General features: G+C 61.4%; 8 protein-coding genes. 3 read left to right on the forward strand and 5 right to left on the reverse strand.

What is annotated here, in order from left to right:
* Positions 1–63: 63 nt before the first annotated feature.
* The 4 genes from ACIPL2_RS19745 to ACIPL2_RS19760 all read right to left on the reverse strand — a co-directional run bounded on the left by ACIPL2_RS19745 (position 64) and on the right by ACIPL2_RS19760 (position 5,765).
* Positions 64–468, reverse strand: coding sequence for a response regulator (locus ACIPL2_RS19745; RefSeq protein ID WP_401358735.1), 405 nt, complete (start codon positions 466–468; stop codon positions 64–66).
* 146 nt (positions 469–614) lie between these two features.
* Complete coding sequence (mgtA, locus tag ACIPL2_RS19750; protein ID WP_401358815.1) at positions 615–3,317, reverse strand: magnesium-translocating P-type ATPase; 2,703 nt, start codon at positions 3,315–3,317, stop codon at positions 615–617.
* Between the two features lie 479 nt (positions 3,318–3,796).
* Positions 3,797–5,134, reverse strand: a complete 1,338-nt coding sequence (locus tag ACIPL2_RS19755; protein WP_401358736.1) for a lysine N(6)-hydroxylase/L-ornithine N(5)-oxygenase family protein — start codon at positions 5,132–5,134, stop codon at positions 3,797–3,799.
* A 148-nt stretch (positions 5,135–5,282) separates the two neighbouring features.
* Positions 5,283–5,765 (reverse strand): sigma-70 family RNA polymerase sigma factor, encoded by a 483-nt coding sequence (locus ACIPL2_RS19760; protein ID WP_401358737.1) that lies wholly within the window; start codon positions 5,763–5,765, stop codon positions 5,283–5,285.
* A gap of 463 nt (positions 5,766–6,228) precedes the next feature.
* Between ACIPL2_RS19760 and ACIPL2_RS19765 the strand changes: the two genes are divergently transcribed.
* Genes ACIPL2_RS19765 through ACIPL2_RS19775 form a run of 3 tightly spaced genes read left to right on the forward strand, consistent with a single transcriptional unit; the run spans position 6,229 to position 10,777 of the window.
* Positions 6,229–7,401 (forward strand): efflux RND transporter periplasmic adaptor subunit, encoded by a 1,173-nt coding sequence (locus tag ACIPL2_RS19765; protein ID WP_401358738.1) that lies wholly within the window; start codon positions 6,229–6,231, stop codon positions 7,399–7,401.
* The gene (locus tag ACIPL2_RS19770) at positions 7,402–9,375 is read left to right on the forward strand and encodes a MacB family efflux pump subunit (protein ID WP_401358739.1); all 1,974 of its coding nucleotides are present in this window, start codon (positions 7,402–7,404) and stop codon (positions 9,373–9,375) included.
* Between the two features lie 7 nt (positions 9,376–9,382).
* Positions 9,383–10,777, forward strand: coding sequence for an efflux transporter outer membrane subunit (locus ACIPL2_RS19775; RefSeq protein ID WP_401358741.1), 1,395 nt, complete (start codon positions 9,383–9,385; stop codon positions 10,775–10,777).
* Between the two features lie 242 nt (positions 10,778–11,019).
* Here the strand turns inward: ACIPL2_RS19775 and ACIPL2_RS19780 are convergent, their stop codons facing one another.
* Entirely contained in the window at positions 11,020–12,639 is a 1,620-nt protein-coding gene (locus tag ACIPL2_RS19780) for a PvdJ/PvdD/PvdP-like protein (protein WP_401358742.1), read from the reverse strand.
* Positions 12,640–12,731: the final 92 nt, after the last annotated feature.

Here is a 12,731-nt window from a genome sequence, read left to right on the forward strand (position 1 = left end):
GGGCCTGACCCAGGTTAGACGCAGCAGCTGCGCGAAGACTCTTGCATGGAAATCCGGGCGGATCTACCTGACAGAAATGACAGTGCCGACGAACGGTAGACCGGGATCAATGATTGCAATGAGCCGCTGGATACTCGGCAAATCAGGCAGCGCCCCATGGCTCACCTCGACGTTCTGTTCAACACGGATCGGCAGTCGAGCCTGTTGTCCATGGTAGATCAAGGCGTGACGAACCTGCGGGTGATCGCGCAGGAACTCGAGCAGGTCCAACGCCTCGCCTCCGAGCGATGCATTGATGACCACTGCATCGAATGGCTTACTACCGTAGTCGACCAGCGTCAGCAGCTCTTCGAGACTGTTGACCGGTGCTATCCGAAAGTAGCCGAGGTGGTTGAACAGTCGCTCGACCTTCATTCGGTGAAAATGCTGCTCGTCGGCGATCAGGATACGTAAGGCTTTGTTCGACAACGTGGGCCCCCAGCAGGGTGTCGGATTCGTAGGGGCGCAAGGCTACGGAAGACGTACCGGGCTTGATGTAGGACATTTCCTAAAAACCCCGTTCTTTTATCCGCAGGCACGTGGGATGTAGGAGCCGCGTTCGCTTAACTACCGGTTTATTGCCAGCCAAACCGGCGGATGTAGACCCCCTTCACCGCCTGGGTCAGTGCCATGTACGCCAGCAGAATCACCGGCAGGAACACGAAGTACAGCGACGGCAGCGCCTGCAATTTGAAGTAATGCGCCAGCGGCCCCATTGGCAGGAAAATCCCCACGGCCATGATGATTCCAGTCATCACCATCAGCGGCATCGCCGCGCGGCTTTGCAGGAACGGGATCTTCGGTGTGCGGATCATGTGCACGATCAGCGTCTGGGTCAGCAGCCCGACCACGAACCAGCCGGACTGGAACAACGTCTGGTGGTCCGGAGTGTTGGCGTCGAACACGTACCACATCAAGGCAAACGTGGTGATGTCGAAGATCGAACTGATCGGCCCGAAAAACAGCATGAAGCGCCCGACATCCGCCGGCTGCCAGCGCTGGGGTTGCTTGAGCATTTCTTCGTCGACGTTATCGAACGGGATGGCGATCTGCGAAATGTCGTAGAGCAGGTTTTGCACCAGCAGGTGCATCGGCAGCATCGGCAGGAACGGGATGAACGCGCTGGCCACCAGCACCGAGAACACATTGCCGAAGTTCGAACTGGCGGTCATCTTGATGTACTTGAGCATGTTGGCGAAGGTCCGCCGCCCTTCCAGAACGCCCTCCTCCAGCACCATCAGGCTTTTTTCCAGGAGGATGATGTCCGCCGCCTCCTTGGCGATGTCCACCGCGCTGTCCACCGAAATGCCGATGTCGGCGGTGCGCAAGGCCGGCGCGTCGTTGATGCCGTCGCCCATAAAGCCGACCACATGGCCGTTGGCTTTAAGCAGACGGACGATGCGCTCCTTGTGCGACGGCGTGAGTTTGGCAAAGACGTTGGTGGTCTCCACCGCCACTGCCAGCTGAGCGTCACTCATGCGCTCGATGTCATTGCCCATCAGCAGGCCTTGTTGGTCGAGGCCGACTTCGCGGCAGATCTTCGCGGTGACCAGTTCGTTGTCGCCGGTCAGCACTTTTACCGCCACGCCGTGCGCGGCCAATGCCTTGAGGGCCGGCGCGGTACTTTCTTTCGGTGGGTCGAGAAACGCCACGTAGCCAATCAACGTCAGTGCCTGTTCATCCGCCAGGCTGTAAGTCTCGCGGCCCTCGATCATCGGCCGCGCAGCCACGGCAACCACCCGCAGGCCTTCGGCGTTGAAGGTGGCGGTGACCTGACGAATACGCGCCAGCAGTTCATCGGTCAGCACTTCATCGACAACGCCGTGGCGCACTCGTGTGCACACCGCCAGCACTTCTTCCACCGCGCCTTTGCAGATCAACAGATGCGACTGGTCGCGCTCGGCCACCACCACTGACATGCGCCGCCGGGTGAAGTCGAACGGGATTTCGTCGACCTTGCGAAACGCCGTGCCGACTTTCAGTTCGCGGTGGATTTCCACGTGTTCGAGCACGGCGACGTCCAGCAGGTTCTTCAGACCGGTCTGGTAGTAGCTGTTGAGGTAGGCCATTTCCAGCACGTCGTCGGAGTCGTTGCCCCAGACGTCGACGTTGCGCGCCAGGAAAATCCTGTCCTGGGTCAGGGTACCGGTCTTGTCGGTGCACAGCACGTCCATGGCGCCGAAGTTCTGGATCGCATCGAGGCGTTTGACGATGACTTTTTTGCGCGACAGGAACACCGCGCCCTTGGCCAGCGTCGAGGTGACGATCATCGGCAGCATTTCCGGGGTCAGGCCCACGGCAATCGACAGTGCGAACAGCAGCGCTTCGGTCCAGTCGCCCTTGGTGAAACCGTTGATGAACAACACCAGCGGCGCCATCACGAACATGAAGCGGATCAGCAGCCAGCTGACTTTGTTGACCCCGGTCTGGAACGAGGTGGGCGCACGATCGGTGGCACCGACCCGCTGGGCCAGGGCACCGAAATAGGTGCTGTTGCCCGTGGTCAGAATCACCGCCGACGCCGTGCCGGACACCACGTTAGTGCCCATGAACAGGATGTTGTCGAGGTCCAGCGGGTTATGGGTGTCGTTATCTTGCTGGCGGGGGAATTTTTCCACCGGCATCGATTCACCGGTCATGGCGGCCTGGCTGACGAACAGGTCCTTGGCGCTGAGCACCCGGCAATCGGCGGGGATCATGTCGCCGGCCGAGAGCACGATCAGGTCGCCCGGCACCAGTTGCTTGATCGGCAATTCGATACGCTGCGCCTCCCGACGCATCACCGTGGCGGTGTTGCTGACCATGGCCTTGAGCGCGTCGGCGGCCTGGTTGGATTTGGTTTCCTGCCAGAAGCGCAGCAAGGTCGAGAGCACCACCATCGAGAAAATCACGATGGCGGCTTTCATGTCTTCGGTCAGCCAGGAGATGACCGCGAGTAACGTCAGCAGCAGGTTGAACGGGTTTTTGTAGCAGTGCCACAGATGGGTCCACCACGGCAGCGGCTGTTCGTGCTCGACTTCGTTGAGGCCGAATTGCGCGCGCAAGGAATCGGCTTCGAGCTCGCTCAAGCCGTCGGTGTGGCTGCCGAGGGTGTCCAGCAGTTGGCCGGTGTCGCTGTTGGCGGCGCGCACCAATGTTTGCGCCAGGGTGGGCGGCACTTCACGGCTGACCGTGGTGTCGGTGAAGTTTTCCAGCAACGCCAGGCGACGGAAGTGTCGGGCGATGTGGCGGGTGCGCAGGAATCCGGCGAAGAATTCCTTGAGCAGGGTCAGGTTCATGGCAGTTCCCCCAGGGTCAGCCGGGAAACCGTCGAGCAGGCGTGTCGGTGCGCCGCGATGACGACCAAAAAAGTCGAACATCACGCACGGTTCAGCGTCGATGAGAGGGACGTCGGGACACGGACCAGGACTGGCCGCGATCGGGATGCCGCTGCTCGCTATGCGGCGAGACAACGGCACAAAAGGCTGCGCGTTATCTTGCCGGGATGGTGCCGGTTATCGAAACCGGCCGACGACTGTCACTCGAACAAGTACCCACTGTGGGTCTCCGCTATTGATTGATTTCTGGAGAATAAACGAAGAAAGGGCAGGTAATGGGGGAATCGCGGGGTTCTTCAGGGAGGGTTCAGCTTTCAGGTTTTGTGGTGCTTTTCAGGGCCCCTTCGCGAGCAAGCCCGCTCCCACATTTGACCCGTGTTCGCAGGACTAATGTGGGAGCGGGCTTGCTCGCGAAGGCGGCCTCACAGCCGCCAAAAATCTTAACTGGCCGTCGCCAACAACAAATCCATCACCGAACGCCCATGCCCCCGCGCCTTGCCATGCTCATACAACGAACCGGCAATCTCATCCGCGCGAATCGGCAGGATCGACAGCAACGTATCGCTCAAGCCATGGCTCGCCTGGCAGAAGCCCTGCATATAGATGCCGGCCTTGCAGCGCTCGTCGGTGATCAGCTTGTAGTTGCGATCCACCTCGAAATCGCCCAGGTACTGCTCCAGTGGCGCCAGCAATTTGCGGTGCATCTGACGCTCGTAACCGGTGGCGAGCACCACGGCGTCGTAATGACGAACCGTGACTTCACCGTTGGCGTTATTGCGCACCGCCAGTTCGATGCCGCGCTCGGTGGCGGTGGCTTTTTCAATCGTGGTCAGGGTGCGGAACGCGTGGCGCGCGATGCCCGAGACTTTCTGCCGGTAGAAGATCCCGTAGATGCGTTCGATCAGGTCGATGTCCACCACCGAATAGTTGGTGTTGTGGTACTCGTTGACCAGACGCTCGCGCTCGCTGCTCGCCTGCTGGAACACCAGGTCGGTGAACTCCGGCGAGAACACTTCGTTGACGAACGGGCTGTCGTCCGCCGGCTTCAGCGCCGAACCGCGCAGGATCATGTCGACCTGCACCGACGGGAAGCTGTCGTTCAAATCGATGAAGGCTTCCGCCGCGCTCTGCCCGCCGCCGATGATCGCAATGCTCATCGGCTGGTTGTTCACGCACGGCTGCTGGGCCATCTGCGCCAGGTACTGGGAGTGGTGGAACACTCGGCTGTCACCCTTCAGCGCCTTGAACGCTTCGGGAATGCGCGGCGTGCCGCCGGCACTGACCACCACCGAACGGGTGGTGCGCACGTGCTGCTGACCGTGGCTATCACGGGAAATCACCCGCAGCGCTTCGACCTGCTGGTTGTGCAGCACCGGTTCGATGGTCAGCACTTCTTCGCCGTAACGGCTCTGCGCTTCAAATTGCCCGGCAACCCAACGCAGGTAGTCGTTGTACTCCATGCGGCACGGATAGAAGGTGCCGAGGTTGATGAAGTCCACCAGACGGCCGTGGTGCTTGAGGTAATTGACGAACGAGTAAGGACTGGTCGGGTTGCGCAGGGTCACCAGGTCCTTGAGGAAAGAGATCTGCAACTCGCTCTGGGTCACCAGGGTGTTGCCGTGCCAGCGGTAGTCGGCCTGCTTATCGAGAAACAGTACATCCAGTTCGCCCTGGCTCGGCCCGCGCTCTTGCAGGGCGATGGCCAGCGCCAGGTTCGAAGGGCCGAAACCGACGCCGATCAAGTCGTGAACGAATGGCGATGCAATTGCCTGTGTCATTTCCAGTGTCCTCTGGATGAACCCCCGAGCAACGGGGCGTAAGCCTAAGTGACCTGACCGGCCTTGAGCAGGACAGCAGATCGTCTGTTGCTATGGAACGAGGACAATGAAACAAAATTTAATACTGTTTTTTACGAAGCAGAACCGGTCAATGCGCATCCCATTGCCGCATCCGCACCCGGCAATGCTTCATCGCATTGACGATGTGCTTCTCCACCAAGGCCTTGGAAATGCCCAGGCGTTCGGCGATTTCCGGGTGCGACAAGCCATCGATCTTGCGCAGCAGGAAACTCTCGCGGCACAGCTTTGGCAGTTCCGCCAAGGCACGCTGGAGCATTTCCAGGCGCTGGCCGTGATCGAGACTGTGATGCGGCGATGGAGTGAAGTAGCGCTCTTCGTTGTCGAGCACTTCCAGCGATTCGACCTGACGCAAGGCATTGCGCCGATGGTCGTCGATCACCAGGTTGAGCGCGGTGCGATAAAGGAAGGCCCGGGGTTGCTCGATCGGCGTGTCGCTGGAACGCTCCAGTACCCGCAAATAAGCGTCATGCACCACATCTTCGGCCACCTGACGGTTGCCCAGCTTGGCGTTCAAAAAACACACCAGCTCGCGATAGTAGTTTTCCAACATGACTCCCGGCCGCACGGGTGCGGTTTCAATCCTTGAGCCACCTGAACAACCGCCGAAATAGGCAGTGGCACGATAGTGGCAGTTCGAGGCGCGTAATTTATAGTAATTCTCATATAGATTTAAAGTGTTGCTTTGGCTTACCCGATAAATAGTCAGGTTCAAGACACCATTTCACGTGTTAGACGTGTTGGACCTGTAGGAGCTGTCGAGAGAAACGAGGCTGCGATCTTTCGATCTTGGCATCCCTAAAAATCAAAAGATCGCAGCCTCGTTTCACTCGACAGCTCCTACGGGTGTTGCAGGTGATACGGTGGTTGCAGGGGTTACGAGGGTTGCAGGTGTTACGCCGTATTTCCGGGGCTAAATTCCCCATTCCTTTCCTCGTTTACAGGACAGCTCCCCGTCTCTGCCCGGACTACCCGCCGCTGAACGACGGGCCGATATTCATTGGCCGGAACCCTGCATGAAACGTCCCCGACAGACCCGACGCGCCCTGCTTGTAGCACTTTGTCTGATCCCTGTTATCGCCGTCGCCGCCTGGCAGATCATCCTGCCGGGCCGGGATCAGTTCGCCACCGTGCAGGTCACCCGCGCCGACATCGAAAGCAGTGTCACCGCGCTGGGCACCCTGCAACCGCGACGTTATGTCGACGTCGGTGCCCAGGCGTCCGGGCAGATCCACAAGATCCACGTGGAAGTCGGTGATGGGGTCAAGGAAGGCCAGCTGCTGGTGGAAATCGATCCGTCGACGCAACAGGCCAAACTCGACGCCGGGCGTTTTTCCATCGAAAACCTCAAGGCGCAGCTCCAGGAGCAACGGGCGCAGCACGACCTGGCCAAGCAGAAGTACCAACGCCAACAGAACCTCAAGGCCGGTGGCGCCACCCGCGAAGAAGATGTGCAGACCGCCGAGGCCGAACTGCGCGCGACCCAGGCGCGCATCGACATGTTCCAGGCGCAGATCCGCCAGGCTCAGGCCAGCCTGCGCAGCGATCAGGCGGAACTGGGTTACACGCGGATTTACGCGCCGATGTCCGGCACCGTGGTCGCACTCGACGCCCGGGAAGGCCAGACGCTCAACGCCCAGCAGCAAACACCGCTGATTCTGCGCATCGCCAAATTGTCGCCCATGACCGTCTGGGCCGAGGTGTCCGAGGCGGACATCGGCCACGTCAAACCCGGCATGAGCGCCTGGTTCACCACCCTCAGTGGCGGCAACCGGCGCTGGAACAGCACCGTACGGCAAATTCTGCCGGTGCCGCCCAAGCCCCTCGACCAGACCAGCCAGGGCGGCGGCAGCCCGGCCAGTTCGAGTAAAAGCGGCAGCGCCCGCGTGGTGCTGTACACCGTGTTGCTCGACGTCGATAACGCCGACAACGCGCTGATGGCGGAAATGACCACGCAAGTCTTCTTCGTCGCCGATCAAGCGAAAAACGTTCTCACCGCGCCGATCGCCGCCTTGCAAACCGGCACGCAAGCCAATAGCCAGATCGCCCAGGTCGTCGCCAAAAACGGCAATATCGAGCAACGCGACGTGCGCACCGGCATCAGCGATCGCTTGCGGGTGCAGATCCTCGAGGGCTTGCAGGAAGGCGAGCACTTGCTGATCGGCCCGGCCGACGGGAGTGGCGGCTGAATGCTGACGCCCCTGATCGACCTGCAGGACATCCGCAAAGCCTACGGCGGTGGCGACGCCCCTGAAGTTCACGTGTTGCGCGGCATCGACCTGTCGATCCACGCCGGGGAATTCGTGGCGATTGTCGGCGCGTCCGGCTCCGGCAAGTCGACGCTGATGAACATCCTCGGCTGCCTCGACCGCCCGACGTCGGGCGAATACCGCTTCGCCGGGGAAAACGTCGCCGCCCTCGACAGTGACGAACTGGCCTGGCTGCGCCGCGAAGCCTTTGGTTTTGTGTTCCAGGGCTATCACTTGATCCCGTCCGGCTCGGCCCAGGAAAACGTCGAGATGCCGGCCATCTACGCAGGCTTGCCGGCGGCCGAACGCCACGCCCGCGCCGCCGCCCTGCTCGATCGTCTCGGGCTGGCTTCGCGCACCGGCAATCGTCCGCAACAACTTTCCGGCGGCCAGCAACAACGGGTATCGATCGCCCGCGCCTTGATGAACGGCGGCCACATCATCCTCGCCGACGAACCCACCGGCGCGCTCGACAGCCACAGCGGCGCCGAGGTCATGACCCTGCTCGACGAATTGGCGAGCCAGGGTCACGTGGTGATCCTCATCACCCACGACCGCGAAGTCGCGGCCCGGGCCAAACGCATCATCGAAATTCGTGACGGGCTGATCATCAGCGACAGCGCCCGAGACAACCCCGACGTACAAACTTCAGCCAATCCCGGCGCGCTGCAAGCGGTGGACCTGCGCAAACGCCTGATCGAAGGCGCTGAAGCCACCGGTGCCTGGAAAGGCGAACTGGTCGATGCCGTGCAAGCGGCCTGGCGGGTGATGTGGATCAACAAGTTTCGTACCGCGCTGACCCTGCTCGGGATCATCATCGGTGTTGCGTCGGTGGTGGTGATGCTCGCCGTCGGTGAAGGCAGCAAGCGCCAGGTCATGGCACAGATGGGCGCGTTCGGCTCCAACATCATTTACCTCAGCGGCTCGTCACCAAACCCGCGCACGCCGCTGGGGATCGTGTCCCTGGACGACGTCGCGGCGGTGGCGAGTTTGCCGCAGGTGATGCGCATCATGCCGGTCAACGGCCAGGAAGCCGGGGTGCGTTTCGGCAACCTCGACCACTTGAGCTACGTGGGCGGCAACGACACCAATTTCCCGGCGATCTTCAACTGGCCGGTGGTGCAAGGCAGCTATTTCACCCAGGACGATGAACGCAACGCCGCCGCCGTCGCAGTGATCGGGCACAAGGTGCGGACCAAGTTGCTCAAGGACGTGGCCAACCCGATCGGCCAATACATCCTCATCGAGAACGTGCCGTTCCAAGTGGTCGGCGTCCTCGCCGAGAAAGGCGCCAGCTCCGGTGATTCCGACAGCGACGACCGCATCGCCATCCCCTATTCCGCCGCCAGTGTTCGGTTGTTCGGCACGCACAATCCCGAATACGTGGCCATCGCCGCCGCCGATGCGCGCAAGGTCAAAGAGACGGAAAAAGCCATCGAACAGTTGATGCTGCGCCTGCACAACGGCAAGAAGGATTTCGAACTGACCAACAACGCCGCGATGATCCAGGCCGAAGCGCGCACGCAAAATACCCTGTCGCTGATGCTCGGCTCGATTGCCGCGATTTCGCTGCTGGTGGGCGGCATCGGCGTGATGAACATCATGCTCATGACCGTGCGCGAACGCACCCGCGAGATCGGCATCCGCATGGCCACCGGTGCCCGCCAACGGGACATCCTCCGCCAGTTTCTCACCGAAGCGGTGATGCTCTCGGTGGTCGGCGGGCTTGCCGGGATTGCCCTGGCATTGATCGTCGGCGGCGTGCTGATCCTCAGCGAAGTCGCCGTCGCGTTCTCCTTGATGGCGGTGCTCGGTGCCTTCGGCTGCGCCTTGGTCACCGGTGTTGTCTTCGGCTTCATGCCGGCCCGCAAAGCTGCCCGACTCGACCCGGTCACGGCCCTTACCAGTGAATGATCTCTTGATGAAGCCGCAACTGAGTTTGCTGACCCTTTGCCTGTTGCTCGGCGCCTGCGGCAGTCCCGCACAGCGCCCGGACAGCGGGATTCAACCGCCCTCCTCCTGGCAATCGCCGCACACTGAAAACGCCACCCGCAGCAACCTGCAATGGTGGACGCACTTCGGCAGCTCGCAGCTTGATCAATTGATCGAACAGGCGCGGGTCGGCAGTTATGACCTGGCCGCCGCAATCGCCCGGGTCCGCCAGGCGCAGGCCGACACGGTGATTGCCGGCGGCTCGCAACTGCCGGAGGTCACCGCCGCTTTAAATGCCAACCGCCAGAAACTGCTGCGCGGCAACGGTTACAGCCAACTCGATGCCGACAGCAGCAACAAGGCGGTGGATTACTTCGACGCCAACCTCAGCGCCAGTTACGAAATCGATTTCTGGGGCGGCCAGCGCGCCTCCCGCGACAGTGCGCAATTCGGCTTGCAAGCCAGCGAGTTCGATCAGGCGACGGTTGAGTTGACGTTGCTCAGCGGCGTCGCCAACACCTATGCGCAAACCCTGTCGCTGCAGGAGCAGAGTCGCATTGCCGGGTTGAATCTGGCCAATGCGCAGAACGTTCTGAAACTGGTGCAGACCCGTTTCGACTCGGGCTCGGCGACGGCGCTGGAACTGGCCCAGCAAAAAAGCCTGGTGGCCGCGCAACAACGGCAATTGCCGCTGGTGCAACAACAGGCTCAGGATGCTTTGATCGGCCTCGCTGCCCTGCTCGGTCGACCCGTTCAGGCATTGCGCCTGGGTGACGAGCGCTTTGAGCAGCTGTCGTGGCCAACCATCGCCGCCGGTGTGCCCAGCGAATTGCTCAGCCGCCGCCCGGACATCGCCCGTGCCGAAGCGCAACTGGCGGCGGCGAAAGCCGACGTCACCGTCGCCCGCACGGCCATGTTGCCGACCGTGACCTTGACCGCCGACATCGGCTCCGGCGCCGATCGCGCCGGTGACATCTTGCGCAGTCCGTTCTACAACCTCACGGCCGGACTGCTCGCGCCGGTGTTCAACAATGGACGCTTGGGCGCTGAACGCGACAAAGCCACGGCGCGCCAGGAAGAACTGCTGGAAGCCTACCGTGGGGCGATCATCAACGGTTTCGCCGACGTCGAAAAAGCCCTCAACAGCATTCGCGGGCTCGATGAACAGCGCCAGTGGCAAGGTGAAGAACTGAACCAGGCGCAGACCGCATTCAACATTGCGCAAAGCCGTTATCAGGCCGGGGCCGAGGATTTGCTCACGGTGCTGGAAACCCAGCGCACGCTGTATGCAGCGCAGGATTTGAATGTGCAGCTGCGGTTGTCGCGGCTGCAGGCGAGTATTGCGTTGTACAAGGCGCTGGGTGGCGGGTGGCAGGTTTTGTAATGTCGGTGCCTGTGCCGGCCCCTTCGCGAGCAGGCTCGCTCCCACATGGGAATGCGACCCACTGTGGGAGCGAGCCTGCTCGCGATGAGGCCGGCACATTCAACATCAATATCGCCTGTCAGATCGCCTTCGCGGGCAAGCCTCGCTCCTACAGGATTGATGTGTTTCGCATTGCTCGGGAACAACACAAAACCTGTAGGAGCGAGGCTTGCCCGCGAAGAACGATAACGCGGTTTCCCTGATTAACTCGTAATCGTCTTGGCCTTCAAATGCCGCGCATACCAAGGCCGTTGCGGCACCTTGCGGAACAGATCCGCCAGCTTCTTCTCGTCCTCGCCAAAGGTAATCCGCAACGCCAGCTTCATGGTTTCCGGGTCCATTTCCACCGACTTGCCGGCCTGCAATCCCGGCGTGGTGGCGCAACCATGAGTACTCGGGCCGAGCCACGGGTCATCGATCTCAACCCAACGCCCCGGCGCAAACCACGCGACACCATTGACCTCCAGCCGACTGACCTCCCCCGGATGAAAGCGCTCATGCGCGCGGAACCAGTCTTCCAGGCGATCATCGATCCAGCCATGAAAGTGCCAGAACACTGGGTTCACATGGGAGGAAAACGGGTCGCCAAGAAAATCGTTTTCCGGCGCAAACCAGCGCGCGGAAAAGTCAGCCGGATCCCGGGCGAAGGGCACCGGATGGCCGTTCGATGGATCGCGCGGCACCGACGCCCAGCGCATGTGCAGCCAGTCATGCAAGCCCAATTCGACCTCTGAACCGAACTGCCCCAAGGTCAGCTTCGACAAATAACGCGGATCGCGGTACTGCGATTCCCAGACCTGGAAATTACTGTGATAGGTCTCGGCGGTCTTGATGTCGCTGACCCATTGCGAGTACTCGGCATCGTCGTCGGCCAGCCAGGTCGGTGGCAGCGACGTACCGTCGTGGTTGTCGAAGTAACGCGCAAACCCGACACGATCCCGCGCCAGTTCCGGCTGCGGCAATGGAAAATGCGGCCACGACGGCAAGTCCTGCATCGAACGCGCCTTGCCGAGCATGTGCCGGTGCATGAAGAAAAAATCCACCCCCGAACCGTTGCGATCCTTGCGTGCACCCCGGGCATCACGCTCCTTGTCCCTCGGGCCGGGCTGCCAGCCGATACCGCGCAGGGCGCCGCGCTTGTCTTCGGACAAGGTGTGCCATTTATCCCGAGAAGCGTGCCAGAGCTGGTGAAACAGCCGATGCTCGGGAGACACCAGCCAGCCCAGCAGCGTCGGATTGAGCCCGGTGCGCTCTCGGGCTTCGGGGAACACACGTTTGACGGCAACGAAGCGATTGTCCTGCGCGGTCAACATCAGCGGACGATCCAGGTTCAACACCCGACCGCTGAGCGTGCCGCTGCCAGCGTTGCCGAAACCGGCCCAGACTTCGTCCAGTGCCATGCTGAATTCATAATCGGGCGTGCCGTTGACGCTGAGCAACCGCCAGCTCAATTGCGCCGGGTTGGCCCCGGCCAGGTCGCCGAGCACCCGGTAACGCGGCGCGTCGGTCGAACGCAAACGCTCGGCGGTGTCGAGGAACCCGCACACACCGCGTCCTTTGTGGCCGATGTCGAGAAACACCTCCAACCCGTTCAGTGGCAGGCCTTCGATACCGGCGTCGCGCCCTTCGAAGCGAATCTGCCAGACACCACGCAAGGTGTTCGCCAAGTGCTGTCCGGGCACATCCGCGACATCGAACGAGGCTTCGCCGGGGGTGATCGTCGGATCCGCTTTCGTCCATTGGCGATGCCCATAAAAAGCCGCAGGCACGGCGGCGCCGGTCAGCGCCAGGCCTGCCATGAACCATCGTCGAGAAATCGTCATTGCCCTACCTGTGTCAGCCATGAAGCAGGCTTTATCCAAGCTAGAACGTTTGTTACCCCTGAAAATTTAGAAGCTTCCCGGGCAAGCCTCGC

The sequence above is a fragment of the Pseudomonas sp. NPDC086251 genome (assembly GCF_044746405.1).
Lineage (GTDB): Bacteria > Pseudomonadota > Gammaproteobacteria > Pseudomonadales > Pseudomonadaceae > Aquipseudomonas.